The organism is Pararhizobium sp. P1_E7, from assembly GCF_056405855.1.
In genome coordinates this window covers 1-17,923 of the sequence record NZ_JBFUBH010000029.1, presented here as the reverse complement: position 1 = coordinate 17,923, position 17,923 = coordinate 1, and the positions used below count along the sequence as shown (strand labels likewise).

Below are 17,923 nucleotides of genomic sequence, written 5' to 3'. Positions count from 1 at the left end.
GCGTTAGGCATAGGCCAGACTGGCCTTGGCCTCCGATACGGTACGTGGTGCCGTATCGGGTATGCGCAGGGAAATGATCGTGCCGACGTTTTCCTGGGAATGGATCTTCATCGAACCGCCATGCAGGCTGGTCAGCGACCGGGAGATGGCCAAACCAAGGCCGGAACCGCCCTTGCTCTTGGCATATTGGCTCTGGACCTGTTCGAAGGGCTGGCCGATCTTTTCCAATGCAAGGCGAGGGATGCCGATGCCGGTATCGGCGATGGTCAGCGTCACGGCGCCGGCGACCTTGCGGGCGCGCAGGGAAATCTTGCCGCCCTCGTTGGTGAACTTGACCGCGTTGGACAATAGATTGAGCAGGACCTGCTTCATGGCACGGCGGTCGGCGGTGATTGTCAAACCGGACGAAATCTGCTGATCGACGCAGATGTTCTTCTGCTGTGCCGGGATGGTGGTGAAGCGCAAGGTTTCCTCGATCAGGGGGGCGAGGTCGATCGTTTCCCGGTTGATCTTCATCTGGCCGGCCTCGATCTTCGACATGTCCAGAATGTCGTTGATGACGTTCAACAGATGTTTGCCGCTGTCATGGATGTCGTGGGAATATTCGTCGTATTTTTCCGAGCCGAGCGGCCCGAACATCTGGTTCTGCAGGATTTCGGAAAAGCCGAGAATGGCATTCAGGGGCGTCCGCAGTTCGTGCGACATGTTGGCGAGGAATTCGGACTTTGCCCGGTTGGCGGCTTCCGCGCGTTCCTTTTCAGCCTGATAATTGGCGTTGGCGACGGACAGTTCGGCCTTCTGCCGCTCCAGCGTGATGCGGGAGGTCGAGAGATCGCCGATGGTCGCCATCAGGCGGCGCTCGGATTCGCGCAGCCGCACCTGGTGCCGCTTCAAAAGCGTGATGTCAGTCCCGACGGAGACCATGCCGCCGTCGCGGGTGCGCCGGTCGTTGATCTGCAGCCAGCGCTGGTCGGCGAGCTGGACCTCGGAGGTCTGCGAATGGTTGGACCGGTCGGGATCAGCGATGCGCCGTTCGATGATCGGGCGGGCGGCCGCTGCATTGACCACGGAGCGTTCCGTACCAGCAACGAGAACCCGGTCGGGGAGCTTGTAGGCCTGCTGATAGTGGGTGTTACACATCACCAGCCGGTCGTTCTTGTCCCACAGCACGAAGGCCTCCGACGTGCATTCGATCGCATCGGCCAGCCGTTGGTCGGCTTCCGCGTAACGCTGTGCCAGGCGATGCTGCTCCGTGACATCCATGGCGATGCCGATCAGGTGCACGCGGCCCGACGCGGTGCGGATGACCTGGGCGCGCGCCCGCATCCAGACATAGTGGCCATCGGCATGGCGCATCCGGAAGATCTGGTCGATCTGCCGGGCATCGCCCTTGGCGATGGAGCGGGCGACCTTGTAGATATTGCCGTCATCCGGGTGCATCAGCCGTGCGGCGTCACCGAACGACAGCACAGTGCTCTGGGGCGGCATGCCGAGCATTTCGTACATCGAGCGCGACCAGAAAAGCCGGCGGTTGGGCATGTCGAAATCCCAAAGGCCGCAGCGTCCGCGCGACAGGGCCGTCTCGACGCGCAGGTTGGATTCCGCAAATATCTGGTCGGCGTCACGGGCGCGCTTGGCCTGGATATAGTAGGCGTAGAGGACAACCAGCAGGATCGCCGAAATCCCGGCAAAAAGGGTGACGTTCAGCGATACCTCATCGCGCCAGAGCTTCTCGATGCGCGACAGGGGCGTGGCCACCAGCAGCGTTCCTGCGCCACCGGGGACCTGCATCAGGGCGACGATATGCTCGGCGCCGCCGATGAAAGTCTTCATCACCGCCGAACGCTCGCCGAAATACTGGAAGGCGGCAACTTCCGGCGCCACCGCGTTGAGCGTGCGTCCCGTATAGACGGCACCGTCAGGAGAGCTGGCGAAAATCCGGCCGTCGTTGCGCACGGTCAGGACGAACGCGCCGGCTTCGAGCATGTCGGGGGAGAGGAATGTATTCAGCCGCTGCTCCACATCCCATTTCTGGGCCTTGTCGAACAGCGCCACGCCGTTTTCCTGAAGGGCAGCACTTGCGGTGGCCGCAGCAAGGACGGTGACCTGGCGCGAACTGGCCTCCATGCGGGCATATTCGACCATGATGCCGTTGATGCGGGAAATGGCCACGACGAGAAGAAATGCGGTGATCAGGATCGGGATCGAGCGCTTGAGCAACGGCTCGGCGCCCGCGAGACGGCGCACCGCCGGCTCGGTAAAAATCCGTGCGTGCTGGATAACGTCCCGCTCCAGCCTCGAAAAGCCTGGGAATCTGGGACGCAACCGCTCACCGGCTGCGCGTCCCCGCTGCGCTTCCGCCATCTTCGTCAAATCTGTAAATCCTCATGTGATTCGAAGCGCCGCTCGCTCGAACCTGACCCAATGAATCAATTGTGATTCGCCTTGTCCAGAGCAAAACGTAAAACTTTGTTAACCATTTATCGTCATGGGAAAATTGTACTTTTGGCGCCGGTGCTCGGGCGGCAACGAAAAAACCCCGCAATCGCGGGGTTCTTCAGTCGTTTCCGGTTGATTTTTTCTATCCCTTGAGCATGCGCTCGACAATGTCGCTGACATCGGCGGACAGTTTCTTGCCATTAGCGATTTCGCGCAGCGCATTGCGGGCATGTTCGGCGCGGCCGGTTTCCAGCGAACGCCACGACCGCATCGAGGTCAGGATGCGTGCGGCGAGCTGCGGATTGCGCGGATCGATGTCGAGAATCTGGCGGGCAAGGAACCGGTAGCCTTCGCCATCGGCGCGGTTGAAGCCGGTTGGGTTCGAAAAGGCGAACGTGCCGACGAGAGCACGCACCCGGTTCGGGTTGGAGCCGTTGAACAGCGGATCGGCCATCAAAGTCTTGACGCGGCCAAGCGCTGCAACGCCGGGGATGGTCGCCTGGATGGTGAACCACTTGTCGATCACCAGGGCGTTGCCCGCAAATCGGGTCTTGAATGCCGCAAGGGCGTCCGCCGTTTCGGCTGCGTCCGGGAACCGGTGTGCAAGGATCGTCAGGGCCTGGCTGAGGTCGGTCATGTTGTTGGCAGACTTGAACGCATCCACAGCCCGGGCCGGTTCGTTTTCGGCATAGACGAGATAGGAAAGGGCGGTGTTGCGCAGCGCCCGGCGTCCGGCACTTGCTGCATCCGGGCTGAACGGACCTGAGACGACCATTTCATCGGCCAGTTTCCCGAAAATCGCCTGGCCGGCTCTGGCGATCGCCGCCATGATCTGCTGGCGTCCTGCATGGATCGCGTCGGGGTCGTTGTTTCCGCCGATTTCGCGGGCGATATCGGCCTCGCTCGGCAGTGCCAGCGCCTGCGCCCTGAACGCGGGCTCAAGATCGCCGTCGGCGGCTGCCGCGAGCAAAGCGTCGATCAGGGATGTGTCGCATTGTGCAGGTTCGCCTGCCTTTGCGCTGGCAGCGGCAGCGACAAGATTGGGAAGGGCAAGATCGTTCAAGGCCTGCCAGCGGGCAAACAGGTCGCTCTCATGCTTGGCGATGTGAGCCCGATCGGCAGGTGTCTGCTCGAAATGCAGGTTGATCGGCGTCGAGAAGCCGCGGTTCAGGGACAGGACCGGACGCGAGGTTATGGCGCCAAAAACGACAGTCTGGTTGCGCTCGACGAGATGCAGCACGTCGCCGGTCATCTCGGCGCCGGTGACAGAGGTGACCGTGGCCTGCGAACCGTCTTCCAGCAGAAGTCCCAGGCGCAGCGGGATATACATCGGTTCCTTGGCGCTCTGACCGGGTGTCGGAGGCACCATCTGCTCGAGCGACAGCGTCAATGTCTGCCTGGCGGCGTCATAGGCCGTCGAGGCGCTGACCAGCGGCGTGCCCGCCTGGTGATACCACAGCGAAAACTGGGTCAGGTCGCGCTTGCTGACGTCGGCGAAGCAGGCGACGAAATCCTCGATCGTCACGGCCTGGCCGTCGTGGCGATCGAAATAGAGATCCATGCCCTGCTTGAACAGGTCCGCACCGAGCAACGTCGCGATCATGCGGGTGACTTCGGAGCCCTTCTCATAGACGGTCGTCGTGTAGAAATTGTTGATCTCGCGGTATTTTGTCGGCCGGACCGGATGGGCAAGGGGGCCTGCATCCTCCGGGAACTGCTCGGCTTTCAGATGCCTGACTTCGGCGATGCGCTTAACGGTGCGCGAGCGCTGATCGGCCGAAAATTCGTGGTCGCGGTAGACGGTCAGGCCTTCCTTCAGGCAGAGCTGGAACCAGTCGCGGCAGGTGATGCGGTTGCCGGTCCAGTTGTGGAAGTATTCATGCGCGATGATCGCCTCGATATTGGCGTAGTCGGCATCGGTCGCGGTTTCCGGATCGGCAAGCACGTACTTGTCGTTGAAAACGTTCAGTCCCTTGTTCTCCATGGCGCCCATGTTGAAATCGGACACGGCAACGATCATGAAGATGTCGAGATCGTATTCGCGGCCGAACCGCTCCTCGTCCCACTTCATCGAGCGCTTCAGCGCGTCCATGGCGTAGGCGGCGCGCGGCTCCTTGCCGTGCTCGACATAGATTTTTAGCGCGACTTCGCGGCCGGACATGGTGGTGAATGTGTCCTCGACGATGCCCAGATCACCGGCGACGAGTGCAAACAAGTAGCTCGGCTTCGGATGCGGATCGAACCAGGCGGCGAAATGCCGGCCGTCGCCCATGCCGGCGCCGCCGAGATAGTTACCGTTGGAGAGCAGCAGCGGTGCGGTTGCCTTGTCGGCGATGATGTTGACCGTGTAGACGGCAAGAACATCCGGACGATCCGGGAAATAGGTGATACGCCGGAAACCTTCGGCTTCGCACTGGGTGCAATAGACGTTGCTGGTGCGATAGAGGCCCATCAGCGTGGTGTTGGCCTCGGGATTGATCTCGGTGGTGATCGTTATCTCGAAAGGCACTGTTGCCGGCAGGTTGCGGATTGTCAGCGTGTGTTCCGCCGCATCGTAGTTTGCCGATGCGATCTCTTCCTGGTCGAGCAGCAGGCCGGTCATCTTCAGTTCGTCGCCATCAAGGACAAGCGGCGCATCGGCGCTCACCCCTTCGCGCCGGTGGAAGATCAGCCGGGCTTCGACCTTGGTTTCGGTGGGATCGAGTTCGAAGGTGAGGTCCACCCTCTCGAGGACGAAATCCGTCGGCCGGTAGTCTTCCAGATGAATGATCTCGCCCGTATCTGTCCGCATTGTTTGTCCCGCTTGCATCGTCCGCAGCGTTACAACGCCGGCGGTGAGGCTTGGTCTTGGTGAAGAGGCTGCGCAGAAAATCGCGAAGCTTCCGGTGTGATTGCAAGGCGGTTCTTTTCATTGGACATCGCCTTCTTCCGGCTGCCCTGATCTGTCCCGTTCCCGTGTCTGCCTGTGAGACTTACGAAATTCGCCCTAACAATACTTAAACCAGTCGTGTATTTTTGGCACAGCTTATGTAATTTCCGGCTTGTCATCCGTCCCGGTCGCGAAAGTGGGCCATGTGGTCAAGCATGTCACCCGATGCCGCTGGCTCAGCCTAGGGGATCGCGGCCGTAGCATCAAATATTTCAGCCATTCATCACGAAAATTGATCCCTCTTTCGAATATCGCGCGCTAAAGTGACATGGTCTAAGGCGACGGATTCCCCGGTCGCATACGTCTCCCCGCAGCCCGTCGTTTCCACCGATTGYCCGGCCCGCTGCCCTCAGTCCGATGAGTGCGACCCGCATGGATTCCGAATTCCCCCACCCGATGAAGGGCATCACCCTCAAGGTTTTGTCCGTGCTGGTTTTCGTCTGCATGGCGACGCTGATCAAGGCGGCGGGAACGGGGATCGCCACCGGGCAGATCACCTTCTATCGCTCCGCCTTTGCGATGGTGCCGATCCTCGGCTATCTCGCCTTCAAGGGGCATTTGCGCACGGCCTTCCACACCAAGGATATTTTCGGCCATCTGGCGCGCGGCTTCATCGGCATTCTGGCCATGAGCTTCGGGTTTTACGGTCTGGTGCACCTGCCGCTGCCGGAAGCGATCGCGATCGGCTATGCGATGCCGTTGCTCGCAGTCGTCTTTGCAGCCGTCTTTCTCAAGGAGACGGTTCGGGTCTATCGCTGGTCGGCGGTGCTGATCGGGCTTGTCGGCGTCATGATCATCACCTGGCCGCGGCTGACGCTGATGCGCGATGGTGGATTCGGCTCGCAGGAGGCGCTCGGCGCCTTGGCCGTACTGCTCTCGGCCGCACTCGGTGCCGTTGCCATGGTGCTTGTGCGAAAGCTGGTCGCCAAGGAACGCACGCACACGATCGTGCTCTATTTCTCCCTCTCGGCCTCCTGCTTCTCGCTGCTGACGCTGCCCTTCGGCTGGGAGCCGCTGCCGTTGAATTCCTTCCTGCTGTTGATGGCGGCCGGCTTTTGCGGTGGTGTCGCCCAGATCCTTCTGACGCAAAGCTATCGCTATGCCGACATGTCGACGATCGCACCGTTCGAATATACTTCGATCATCCTTGGCCTGATCATCGGCTACTTCCTCTTTGACGAGGTGCCCACCGGCGTCATGCTGATCGGTACGGCGATCGTGGTCGGTGCCGGCATCTTCATCATTTTCCGCGAGCATCAGCTCGGGCTCGAGCGCAGGGGTGCGCGCAAGCACGTCACCCCGCAAGGGTAATCATCGGCCTGACGCGTCAGGATGATTGGGCTGGAGCCGTGTCGTCTTCGATAAGATCAGCCGGCCGCACCGCCTGGTTCATGGCGTTGACGGCCTCCGTGCCGGGGGTAGGCACGGTGTTTGCGTGGAAATCGGTTTTTGATACCAAGCCGTCCGTGTGGCCGCGCTTGGCGATGCGCCACGCGGCATAGGCAGCGTAGAGCGCAAAATACACGGCCAGAAGCACGAACAGCGACGGCGGCCCGAAACGATCCATCACCGGCCCGACCATCAGCGGGCCGGAGATCGTGCCGATACCGTATGTGATCATCATGCCGGAGGAAACCTCGACATATTCGTTCGGACGGGCAAGGTCGTTGGCATGGGCGACGTTCAGCGCATAGATCGGAAACAGCACCGAGCCGACGAAGGCGGCGATGACATAGAGCACCAGCGGGCTGGAGCCGACGAACGCGACCATCGCAAGACAGGAGACGACACCGACGATGCCGCAACCGACCATCACGATGCGCCGGTCGATCCGGTCGGAGGTTCGCCCGATCGGGATTTGCGAAATGGCGCTGCCGGTGAGAAGAGCCGCCAGCAGTGTCGCACCCTCCGCCGTCGAAAGTCCGATCTTCTGGGTGAAGACGCCGCCGAGATTGAGCCAGGCGCCCGACATCGCACCGGCAAGAAAAGCGCCGACGACGGCGACCGGCGAGCGGCGGAACAGGCCCGGCACATCGAAATTGGCCTGGGCGGGCGGTGCTGGCATCGCCGAGGAGGAGAGCGCGGTCGGCAAAAGGGCCAGCGAGAACAGCACGCCGCACAGGATGAACAACGACGAATTGGTCGGATCGCCGAGCGGCACCAGATACTGGCCGCCGATCGTACCGACCATGGTGGTGATCAGATAGAGCGAAAACAGCATGCCGCGGTTTTCGTTGGTCACCCGCTCGTTGAGCCAGCTCTCGATGACCAGATAGCTTCCGGAAATCGCAAAGCCGGAGATGGCGCGAAAGAAGATCCATGCCCGCCAGTCGACCACCAGCCCGCACATCAGGATGGCGATGCTGAGCAGCGTGATTAAGGCGGCAAAAACCCGCACATGGCCGACGCGCAGGACGAATTTCGGCGTAACGATGCACGAGAGGGTGAAGCCCAGCGTGTAGCCGGTGGCGATCAGCGAGATGATCAGCGTCGACCAGCCCTCGGCAACCGAGCGCACCGGCAACACATAGCTCGCCAGCCCGAAGCCGACCATCATCAGAAGCGTCGAGAGCATCAGGCTGAATACGGATATGAAGCTGACCAGCATGAAGGCTCCGGATGCGGTCCAGCCGGTGGCCTGTGACGCACAAGCCTCAGGAGAAACGCTAAAAAATGTTGGAGCGGATTGCGCGCTTGAAAACCGCCGCCGTTGGAATCAAAGGACGAGTGTCGCTTTATCCAGTTTTGCCGACGCTGTCGATTGCGACAGGCTTTGGCGCAGAAATGGGAGATAGCCGCGATGCGGCCCGAAAATGCCGTTTACTTCGGCAGAAAACCGCTGACCGCATGCCGGTCGGCATTGGCAGCCGGGGCTTCCCGGCTCAGGCGGCTGTATTCGCGTGAGGCACGCACGGCGGTGCCGATATCGTCGAGGAGGATCCGGAGCGAGCGGACTGTCATGATCGGAAGCCTTTGGGCAATATCTCTGTTATCCAAGCGGAGGCGTGCTGAGTTGCGCCTGCCTGACTATCAACGCTGGATGAAGTCTGCGAAAATCTGGGCCGGGCGTGTCGTGTGGCCGTAGCCTGCCGCGGTCATCTGTTCGTTGGCCGCCGAGCCGAAGCTGTTGAACGGCATACGCAAGGCTGAGCCGGCGTGGCGGAGCGTTTCAAAGCTCGAGTGCAGAGGGCGAAAACGGGCAGTCATGGTTCAATTCCTTATTCCAGTCCTCCCGTCGTTCCATATTGCACTGCAGCATCGATTCCGCAACGGACGCGTTCGCGTTGCTGGTATGCGCAATCCGCATGGCTTTTTTCATTGTTTGTTCACAAATCAGGCATGGCGCCGATTGGGAGGGCTTTAACCCCGGATTCGGGCGCGAAATGCCAATAGATCCTGCCAGGCGAGGCGCTTGCTGGCTGGTGCCGAGGCAAGATCCTGCGGATGCAAGGTGGCAAGGGCCGGCACTGTGATGCCGCCAACCTGAATGTCGCGCCATTCGCCGCGCATGTGATGGATCATCTCGTTGCCGCCGAAGAAGAAGCGGGCGGCAAAATTGCCGAGGATCAACAGGTGCCGCGGTTCGGCAAGTGCGATCTGACGCTCGATGAACGGGCGGCAGATATCGGTTTCGCGCGGCGAGGGCGGACGGTTTCCGGGCGGCCGCCAGGGAATGACATTGGTCAAAAGCACGGATGTCCGGTCAAGCCCGATGGCTGCCAGCATGCGTTCCAGCATCTGGCCCTGCTTGCCCGAAAAAGGAATGCCGTCGCGGTCGTCATCGCCGTTCGGTACCGGGCCGATCACCAGGATGCCGGCGGACGGATTGCCGTCGGCAAAGACCATGTTGCGGGCGCTGTTCCTCAGATTGCAGCCGGAAAACGCCTCCATCGCGCTCTTGAGTTCCGCAAGGGAGCGGGCCGCTTCGGCCGCGAACCGGGCTTCAGCGATGGCCTGCTCATCGGGAATAGCCATTTGCGGGACGACCATAGAGGGTGCCGTCTGCGCCTTGCCGGTGGCGCGATTGCCGTTTTCGCGCGCAACAGGCGCGTGGGACGCATCATTTCGCTCTAAGACTTGCGTCCGCTGCATGGCTTGTGCCGCGCCATTGCTGCGCGCTGCCTTTGCCTCAGCGAACTCGGCGAAGCGATCGACCGGCGCGTCTTCCAGCAGCCATTCGACCCCTGCTTCGGCATGAAAATGCAGAAGGGCGGCAAGTTCGGCCGGGCTCATCGTGTCGCTGGAGATCATGGTTTGCTTGTATAGAAGCTTGAGGAGGCAGGGAAGCCTCTTCCGTTCACGCCGCCATCGCCGTCCAGCGTTCGATGTCGTCGCGCTCGCCGATCAGCGCCAGACCGTGTGCGATCGATAAAAGCTCGCCGCCGCTTTCAATGCGGTCGCTCGCAAAACGGTCTTCGAAGATGCGGCGGATGGCCGGCACGAAGGACGTGCCGCCGGTGAGGAACACCTTGTCGATGCCGTCCAGCGCGGTATTGGTGGTAACCAGAACCTCGTCCAGCGCTTCCTCGATTCGGGCGAGGTCCGGTGCGATCCAGCTTTCGAAATCGCTGCGGCGCACCGTCTGCCGGCTTTTTTCACCCAGCGGCGCGAAGTAGAATTCCGTCTCCTCCTCGTGCGATAGCCGCATCTTGGTGGCCGAGATCGCCTGATAGAGCGGATAACCTTCGTCGTGATCGACGAGATCGACGAAGGCCTCGAGCTTTTCCGGCTCGACGGCTGCGCGCACCAGTTGCTTCAGGTCGGTAAAGTCCTTCAGCGTCTTGAAGATCGACAGCTGGTTCCAGCGGCCGAAATTGGCATAGTAGCTGGAGGGCACGTCGAGCAGCTTGTCGAAACTCCTGAACTGGGAGCCCTTGCCGATCAGCGGCGAAACCACCGTGTCGATGATGCGGAAATCGAAATGATCGCCGGCAACGCCGACGCCGGAATGGCCGACCGGAACCGCTGTCAGCTTGCCGGCATGGCTTTCGAAGCGGATGATCGAATAGTCGGTGGTGCCGCCGCCGAAATCGGCGACCAGCACGGTCGCGTCCTTCTTCAGGTTCTGGGCAAAGTAAAAGGCTGCCGCCACAGGCTCGTAGACATAGTGGACCTCCGGAAAATCGAAGGACGACAGCGCCCGGTCGTAACGCTCCAGCGCCAGGTTTTCATCCGGACTGGTGCCGGCGAAACGCACGGGCCGGCCGACGACGATGCGCTTGTAGTCCTGTTGCCAGCCTTCTCCGGCATAGTCGGCGATGCGGGAAAGAAAGGAACGCATCAGGTCTTCAAAGCTGTTGCGCCGCGCAAAGATCAGCGTGCCCTGGAACAGGGGGCTGGCGGCAAAGGTCTTGATCGACTGCAAAAAGCGCGCTTCGCCGGGATTGTCGATGAACTGCTGGATCGCCGCCTGACCCGCCTCGATCTTCACGGCGGCGGCACCGAGCTTCGCATGCTTCATGAAGGAGAGCGCCGTGCGCATCGAATCGGTGGTGCCGGCCGTGCTTGAAAAACGAAGCGACTGCGTCGTGTCCCCTTGCGCGGCGGCCAGCACCGAATTGGTCGTGCCGAAATCGAAGCCGAGTGCCTTGGCCATGAAAGTCTCCGTCTTAGGTGTCCGCGGAAGGGCGGCGGGTGTCGTTTCGCCGACGCGCGCGCGGCCAAGCAATACCTTGCGGCAGCCGGAATGCGTTTGACGACGGAGGGTCTTGTCTCTTTGGAGGGCGGCTCTTCGCATGGGCTGTGGGCCAAAGCAAGGCGGCATTGGGGAGTTGCGTTGCCGCAGTGCATTTCATATTTCTGACGTTTACGTACACGTCATATGTTTGTATCCTGTTGCATGACGTCATGCGCAAATGCGTAAGGCTGCCGTCGCAGACCGGCTCGACAAGTCCCGCTGTATTTGCCATGACGGATGTCAAGAATTGGGAACAAACCGCGCAAAAAAGTGCCGGGCGAGACTGGAGATGACGAGATGAGCGACGCAATGGAATTGCCCGAGCGCGAAAGCATGGAATTCGACGTGGTGATCGTCGGTGCAGGGCCTGCCGGTCTGTCTGCCGCCATCCGTCTGAAGCAGGTCAATCCGGAGCTGTCCGTCGTTGTTCTGGAAAAGGGGGCCGAAGTTGGCGCCCATATCCTGTCGGGCGCCGTTGTCGATCCGATCGGCATCGACCGCCTGCTGCCGGGCTGGCGCGAGGAGGAGGGGCATCCTTTCAAGACCGAGGTCAAGGATGACCAGTTCCTGCTGCTCGGTCCCGCCGGTTCGATCCGCCTGCCGAATTTCGCCATGCCGCCCTTGATGAACAATCACGGCAATTACATCGTTTCGCTCGGCCTCGTCTGTCGGTGGCTGGCCGAGAAGGCCGAGGCGCTCGGCGTCGAAATCTATCCGGGCTTTGCCGCGACCGAAGTGCTCTACAATGATCAAGGCGCCGTCATCGGCGTCGCCACCGGCGACATGGGCGTCGAGAAGAACGGCGAGCCGGGTCCGAACTTTGCCCGCGGCATGGAGCTTCTCGGCAAGTACACGCTGATCGGCGAGGGCGTGCGCGGGTCGCTGGCCAAGCAGCTGATCGCCAGATACGACCTGCAGAAGGGACGCGAACCGCAGAAATTCGGCATCGGTATCAAGGAACTCTGGCAGGTGAAGCCCGAGAACCACAAGCAGGGCCTGGTGCAGCACTCGTTCGGCTGGCCGCTCGGCATGAAGACCGGCGGCGGCTCGTTCCTCTATCACCTCGAGGACAATCTGGTTGCCGTCGGCTTCGTCGTCCACCTCAACTACAAGAACCCCTATCTCTATCCATTCGAGGAATTCCAGCGCTTCAAGACGCATCCGGCCATTCGCGGCACCTTCGAGGGCGGCAAGCGCCTGACCTATGGCGCCCGCGCCATCACCGAGGGCGGCTACCAGTCGGTACCGAAGCTGACCTTCCCCGGCGGTGCGCTGATCGGCTGTTCGGCCGGTTTCGTCAACGTGCCGCGCATCAAGGGGAGCCACAATGCCGTGCTGTCCGGCATTCTTGCCGCCGAGAAGCTCTCGGATGCGATTGCTGCCGGCCGGGCCAATGACGAGGTCATCGAGATCGAAAACGGCTGGCGCGACAGCGCGATCGGCTCCGACCTGAAGAAGGTGCGCAACGTCAAGCCGCTCTGGTCGAAGCTCGGTACTGCCGCCGGCGTGGCGCTCGGCGGCCTCGACATGTGGACCAACACACTGTTCGGCTTCTCCTTCTTCGGCACGCTGAAGCACGGCAAGACCGATGCCCAGTCGCTGGAACCCGCGTCCATGCACAAGCCGATCGTCTATCCGAAGCCGGACGGGGTGCTCACCTTCGATCGTCTCTCCTCGGTGTTCCTGTCGAATACCAATCATGAGGAAAACGAGCCGGTGCACCTGAAGGTCAAGGACATGGCGCTGCAGAAGTCGTCCGAGCACGACATCTATGCCGGCCCGTCGACCCGCTACTGTCCGGCCGGGGTTTACGAATGGGTGGAAAAGGACGGTGAGGACGTCTTCGTCATCAACGCCCAGAACTGCGTCCACTGCAAGACCTGCGACATCAAGGACCCCAACCAGAACATCAACTGGGTGCCGCCGCAGGGCGGCGAGGGGCCGGTCTATCCGAATATGTGAGGGTTTCACCCTTCGAGGCATAAAAGGGCGGCGGGCGAAGGTCCGCCGCCTTTTTCTATTGCGCGCAACTTCAACCGGCTTAACCGGTCATTAACCATGTTTTCCCTATTTTCGGTTGCATCAATCGATTCTTAAGGGATTTCCTGATGTCGATCTCGCGCCGCGGCCTGCTTCTCGGGTTTTCTGCTCTTCTTGCCGGTTGCGCCACCAACGGGCCGAACCATGCGGCCAACTATGCCGMGTTGCCGGACGAAAAGTTTCCGATGCCGGCCATGCCGCTGGAAAAGATCAAGCCGGAACTGCGCCGCCAGCAGGTTGCCTATTCGACGAAACACGATGCGGGCACGATCGTCATCGATACTCCGGCGAGGCGGCTCTACTATGTCCTCGGTGACGGGCAGGCCATGCGCTATGGCATCGGCGTCGGCCGCAACGGCTATGCGCTGGCCGGCTCGGCCTATATCGGCCGCAAGGCCGAATGGCCGGCATGGACGCCGACCGGCAACATGATCCGCCGCGATCCGGCCAAGAACCTCAAATATGCCGGTGGTGTTCCCGGCGGGCCGAACAACCCGCTCGGTGCCCGGGCGATGTACCTTTATCGAAACGGCAACGACACGATGTTCCGTATTCATGGCACGACACAGCCCTGGTCTATCGGCCAGGCGATGTCGAGCGGCTGCGTGCGGATGCYCAATCATGATGTCGTCGATCTCTATGAGCGCACAACCGTCGGCGGCCGCGTCATCGTCCTGCAGGCCTGAGACAGCTGAAAACCGCCCCGATAACCTGCCCGTATCATGCAGAACGGGAAAACGCCTGCCGGAAAGGATCCGGCAGGCGTTTTCGTGACCGTCTTCGGCAATCCTACGCGTTGATTTTCGCAAAGCTTGTCAGGGGCCCTGCAGCAGATTCGCGTACCGGAGCGGATTTCCAGGCGACGGCCATAAGCGCGCCGATGACCGTGATGTGCTCCATGACGACATAGAACTCGATCGTCTTCATCGGCTCCTGCATGGTCCAGAACGTGTGGGCAATCGGAATGGTCAAGGCGGTGAACACGGCAAGCGCGCCAGCGCCAAGCCAGGTCCAGCGATTGGCGATAATAAGCGCCGATCCGCCAAGCTGGGTGACGATGACGGCGATGTTGACGAGCGGTGCCGGCTCCAGGCCGAAGAACGACATCTCGGCGACGCCGGCGTTGAAATCCATGAGCTTGGCCAGGCCGCTCGCCCAGAACATGTAGGTCAGGATGGTCCGCGCCAGATAGCCGAACGCGCGGGAACCGACGAGGGTATCAATAAAGGAAGGCATTTTTCTCTCCAGATAAAGGTGATGAAACGGCTCCGGATCCGGCCCCCGCCGGGGCGTGGGATCGGTTCCGGAGAGCGCGGCCTCACCGGTTTGGGAGATTGTCCGGTGTGCCGCGCTGCCTCCTGTTTATGGCGGACGGACAGAATGAGACGTTCCCGCAGGAACTGCGGCAAAGCCGGGTTTTGAGGATGTGGTGCGCGTCAGAAACCGGCGAGCACCAGCTTGCCCTTGGTCCGGCCGGTTTCGATCAATGCATGGGCTTTCTTCAGGTTATCGGCGTTGATCAGTCCCAGCGTTTCCGTCAGCGTCGAGCGGATTTTTCCGCTATCGACCAGGCGGGCGACTTCGGTGAGAATCCTGTTTTGCTCTTCCATGTCCTTGGTCTTGAAAAGCGAGCGGGTGAACATCAGTTCCCAATGGATCGACACAGCCTTGCGCTTGAACGGCATGACATCCAGCACCTTCGGATCGTCGATCAACCCGAAACGGCCCTGCGGTGCGATCAGCTTGATGATGTCTTCCAGGTGATCGGCGGTATTGGTGGTCGAAAAGACAAATGCCGGGGCGCCGAGCGCCAACTGGTCGATCTGAGGCGCTAGGGGCTTGGAATGATCGAGCACATGGTGGGCGCCGAGATCATAGGCCCATTTCTGCGTTTCGGGACGCGATGCGGTAGCGATCACGGTGAGGTTTGTCAGCGCCCGCGCCAGCTGGATGGCGATCGAGCCGACGCCGCCGGCACCGCCGATGATCAGGATCGCATTGGCGGCACCTGGCACCGGATCGTTGACCTTCAGCCGGTCGAACAGGGCTTCCCAGGCGGTAAGCGAGGTCAACGGCAGGGCGGCCGCCGCCGGGAAATCCAGCGTTTCCGGCTTCTTGCCAACGATGCGCTCATCGACCAGATGGAATTCGGCATTTGCGCCCGGCCTGTCAATGGCACCGGCATAGAAGACGGCGTCCCCCGGCTGGAACAGTTTGACGCCCGGGCCGACCGCCTTGACGATCCCCGCCGCATCCCAGCCAAGCACTTTCAGCTGATCTGGCTCCGGCTTGGCATTGGCGCGGACCTTGACGTCAACCGGATTGACAGAGATCGCCCTGACCTCGACCAGAATGTCGCGGCCTTCCGGCGTCGGCACTGGCAGCTCCACATCAATCAGCGAGGTCTCAGAGGAAATGGCTTGAGGTGTCCTATAGGCGATTGCGCGCATGGCTGGCTCCTTCGGGTTTGCCTGGCGGGTTTGTCTAGAGGCTAGATGCGTATTATGGTGCGAGAACGCAAGAATGCACAGCAAGTGTATATAGTACCCAAAAGGATACCATGATGCCGCGTGTTCGCCACAAACTCCTGACCTGTTCTCCCGGCTGTCCGGTCGAGGGTGTCCTTCATCTGATTGATGGAAAATGGAAGGGCGTCATCCTCTATCACCTGCTGGACGGCACCATGCGGTTTAACGAAATCCGCCGCCGCCTGACCAGTGTCACCCAGCGCATGCTGACCAAGCAGCTGCGTGAACTGGAAGCTGACGGCCTTGTCGAGCGCACGGTTTTTGCCGTCGTGCCGCCAAGGGTGGACTATTGTCTGACCCCGCGCGGCCGCAGCCTCAAACCGGTAATCATGGCAATGAAGCTGTGGGGCGACGAACATATCATGCTGCAAGCTGCTTCGTAGCAGGGCCAGCTGCCCGGGCCCGCAATCATTAAACATTCGTCATTTCACCCGTGCTGGCTGAAAAAGGCCCCGTGCCGCGCCATATGTAGCCCGAGGAGCTGCAAGGAGCACGAATGAAGATCAAGGCCATATTCAATCGCGACGGAGGAACATTCCGCACAACCGATATGGAAGCCTATAGCAAAAAGGCCGAGGAGGTCTTTCGCGCGGCGGGGCATGAGATCGAAATCACGGTTGCTTCCGGCGAGGGGATGGCTGACATCCTCGAAAGAACATCCCGCCGAGACGATCTGGATGCGATGCTGGCCGGTGGCGGTGACGGCACGATCTCGGCAGCCGCCGCGATCGCCTGGAAGAACGGCATGCCGCTCGGCGTGGTTCCGGCCGGAACGATGAACCTGTTTGCCCGGGCGCTGAAACTGCCGCTCGATATCTGGAAAGTGCTGGATGTGCTTGCCGAAGGCCGGATTGTCGCTGCCGATATCGGCAGCGCCGACGGCCGCGCATTCGTGCATCAGTTTTCCATGGGGCTGCATGCCCGCATGGTGCGCTACCGCGAATCCTACAGCTTTGCCTCACGGCTCGGAAAAATCCGCGCCAGCACCCGCGCAGCGCTTGGCGTGATGCTTAATCCGCCAGAGTTCGAGATCGAATTCGAGGTGGATGGCGTTCGCGAAACGCGCAAGGTTTCCGCCATCTCCGTGTCCAACAATCACTTCGGCTCAAACGCGCTGATGTATGCCGATGATTTGACGGGCGGACATCTGGGCTTCTACACCGCCGCGCCGCTCAAGCCGCACGGTGTCGCAAAGCTGGCCTTCGATATTCTACGCGGAAAATTCAGGGAGAGCCCGCTGATTACCGAGATGAGCGTCACTGCCGTCAACCTGCATTTCCCGAAGGAGCGCCACAACACCAACTGCGTCATCGACGGCGAACTGCTGCCGGTCGGCCGCGACGTTGCTCTGCGGGTTCATCCGGGCGAATTGAGGCTGCTTGTCGGCCAATGAGCGGGATTTGTCCCGAGGTCAGGGCTTTTTCTCTGTCAGCCACAGATAGCCGAAGCCGTAACGGTCATTCCCCTTGCCGAGATGATAGGGCGGGGCGCTGTAGAGCGGCGCGATATCGCTGCTCGCCACGCCACCTTCGACGAGCTTCTGTCTGAGGCCGTCGGGAAGGGCCGGTTCCGGCTCTCCGTTGCCGCGCCAGATCACCAAGACGGACCCGGCCGTCCGCCACGCTGCGGCCAGCGGTGCCGGCGGGTTGGAGGCCGTGATGACGGTTGATTGCGGCAGCTGTAAACGCACGCTGCCGGCAAGATTGGTATCGTCGGCAATCACCAAAGCAGGCTGGATGGCGTGATTTTGCGTAATCTCGCGAATGAATGCGTCATAGGGAATATTGAGCTTGTTGTAGGAGCCCAGCATCGGCGAGGTCAGAACCCGGGCCGAAACGCCGATGAGCACCGCGAAGATCATGATGAAAAGCGGAATGGCGAAGCGCTTGAGCTTGCCGCTTGTCTCGATCCCGGCCGCATCGATCTTCAGACACAGATAAAGCGGCAGCAACACGATGAACAGGGCCAGCCATTTTTCGCGGATATGGGTGGCACCGAGGCCAAGGACGATCATCAGGACGGCAACCAGACAAAGGCAGATCATCCGCCCCGTTATCCGGGTCCATTGGCTCTCGGCGCGATAGGCACGCTTGATATCGAAAGGAAAGACTGCGGCAAAGAAGACGAGCGGCAGAATGCTGGCGCCAAAGATGGCCGAGATCAGCGAGACTATGCCCTTGAAGGCCTGGGCCAGCCATCCGCCCGACAGGCCTTCTTTCATCTCGTTGATGGTGCCGGCCGAGGCGGAGGTGAGATTGTTGACGACCCAGTAGGCGTGCGGCAGGACGATTGCAAAGGCGACGGCAAGGG

Annotated in this window: 14 protein-coding genes and 1 pseudogene; 5 read left to right on the top strand and 10 right to left on the bottom strand. The window is 61.0% G+C overall.

Annotated features, from left to right (window positions below):
* Positions 1 to 3: 3 nt before the first annotated feature.
* Both AC1D17_RS20515 and pepN read right to left on the bottom strand, forming a co-directional pair.
* Positions 4 to 2,373, bottom strand: a complete 2,370-nt coding sequence (locus tag AC1D17_RS20515; protein WP_477567166.1) for a PAS domain-containing sensor histidine kinase — start codon at positions 2,371 to 2,373, stop codon at positions 4 to 6.
* A 208-nt stretch (positions 2,374 to 2,581) separates the two neighbouring features.
* Positions 2,582 to 5,230 (bottom strand): aminopeptidase N, encoded by a 2,649-nt coding sequence (pepN, locus tag AC1D17_RS20510; protein WP_477567165.1) that lies wholly within the window; start codon positions 5,228 to 5,230, stop codon positions 2,582 to 2,584.
* A gap of 510 nt (positions 5,231 to 5,740) precedes the next feature.
* On the opposite strand from pepN, the gene AC1D17_RS20505 reads away from it, so the two are divergent.
* Positions 5,741 to 6,679, top strand: a complete 939-nt coding sequence (locus AC1D17_RS20505) for a DMT family transporter (RefSeq protein WP_477567164.1) — start codon at positions 5,741 to 5,743, stop codon at positions 6,677 to 6,679.
* 16 nt (positions 6,680 to 6,695) lie between these two features.
* On the opposite strand, the gene AC1D17_RS20500 is transcribed toward AC1D17_RS20505, so the two are convergent.
* The 5 genes from AC1D17_RS20500 to AC1D17_RS20480 form a co-directional block, all read right to left on the bottom strand.
* On the bottom strand, positions 6,696 to 7,976 hold the full coding sequence (locus AC1D17_RS20500; RefSeq protein WP_477567163.1) for an MFS transporter: 1,281 nt from the start codon (positions 7,974 to 7,976) through the stop codon (positions 6,696 to 6,698).
* Positions 7,977 to 8,188: 212 nt separating this feature from the next.
* Positions 8,189 to 8,329, bottom strand: coding sequence for a hypothetical protein (locus AC1D17_RS20495; RefSeq protein ID WP_477567162.1), 141 nt, complete (start codon positions 8,327 to 8,329; stop codon positions 8,189 to 8,191).
* A 69-nt stretch (positions 8,330 to 8,398) separates the two neighbouring features.
* Positions 8,399 to 8,575 (bottom strand): hypothetical protein, encoded by a 177-nt coding sequence (locus AC1D17_RS20490; protein ID WP_477567161.1) that lies wholly within the window; start codon positions 8,573 to 8,575, stop codon positions 8,399 to 8,401.
* A 153-nt stretch (positions 8,576 to 8,728) separates the two neighbouring features.
* Complete coding sequence (locus AC1D17_RS20485) at positions 8,729 to 9,619, bottom strand: uracil-DNA glycosylase (protein ID WP_477567160.1); 891 nt, start codon at positions 9,617 to 9,619, stop codon at positions 8,729 to 8,731.
* A gap of 46 nt (positions 9,620 to 9,665) precedes the next feature.
* Positions 9,666 to 10,964 (bottom strand): Hsp70 family protein, encoded by a 1,299-nt coding sequence (locus tag AC1D17_RS20480; RefSeq protein WP_477567159.1) that lies wholly within the window; start codon positions 10,962 to 10,964, stop codon positions 9,666 to 9,668.
* A gap of 378 nt (positions 10,965 to 11,342) precedes the next feature.
* On the opposite strand from AC1D17_RS20480, the gene AC1D17_RS20475 reads away from it, so the two are divergent.
* Both AC1D17_RS20475 and AC1D17_RS20470 read left to right on the top strand, forming a co-directional pair.
* Positions 11,343 to 13,007 carry an electron transfer flavoprotein-ubiquinone oxidoreductase gene (locus AC1D17_RS20475; RefSeq protein WP_477567158.1) on the top strand — a complete coding sequence of 555 codons (1,665 nt, stop codon included), beginning with the start codon at positions 11,343 to 11,345 and terminating at the stop codon, positions 13,005 to 13,007.
* Positions 13,008 to 13,153: 146 nt separating this feature from the next.
* Entirely contained in the window at positions 13,154 to 13,771 is a 618-nt protein-coding gene (locus tag AC1D17_RS20470) for a L,D-transpeptidase (protein ID WP_477567157.1), read from the top strand.
* 103 nt (positions 13,772 to 13,874) lie between these two features.
* On the opposite strand, the gene AC1D17_RS20465 is transcribed toward AC1D17_RS20470, so the two are convergent.
* Complete coding sequence (locus tag AC1D17_RS20465) at positions 13,875 to 14,321, bottom strand: DoxX family protein (RefSeq protein ID WP_477567156.1); 447 nt, start codon at positions 14,319 to 14,321, stop codon at positions 13,875 to 13,877.
* A gap of 200 nt (positions 14,322 to 14,521) precedes the next feature.
* Positions 14,522 to 15,535 (bottom strand): zinc-binding alcohol dehydrogenase family protein, encoded by a 1,014-nt coding sequence (locus tag AC1D17_RS20460; RefSeq protein ID WP_477567155.1) that lies wholly within the window; start codon positions 15,533 to 15,535, stop codon positions 14,522 to 14,524.
* 113 nt (positions 15,536 to 15,648) lie between these two features.
* On the opposite strand from AC1D17_RS20460, the gene AC1D17_RS20455 reads away from it, so the two are divergent.
* Positions 15,649 to 15,996 carry a winged helix-turn-helix transcriptional regulator gene (locus tag AC1D17_RS20455; protein WP_477567154.1) on the top strand — a complete coding sequence of 116 codons (348 nt, stop codon included), beginning with the start codon at positions 15,649 to 15,651 and terminating at the stop codon, positions 15,994 to 15,996.
* 113 nt (positions 15,997 to 16,109) lie between these two features.
* Positions 16,110 to 17,006: a diacylglycerol/lipid kinase family protein gene (locus tag AC1D17_RS20450; protein ID WP_477567153.1), complete on the top strand. Its 897-nt coding sequence runs from the start codon at positions 16,110 to 16,112 to the stop codon at positions 17,004 to 17,006.
* Between the two features lie 18 nt (positions 17,007 to 17,024).
* Here AC1D17_RS20450 and AC1D17_RS20445 read toward each other — a convergent pair.
* Positions 17,025 to 17,923 (bottom strand): annotated as a pseudogene (locus AC1D17_RS20445) (ArnT family glycosyltransferase); the annotation flags it as partial.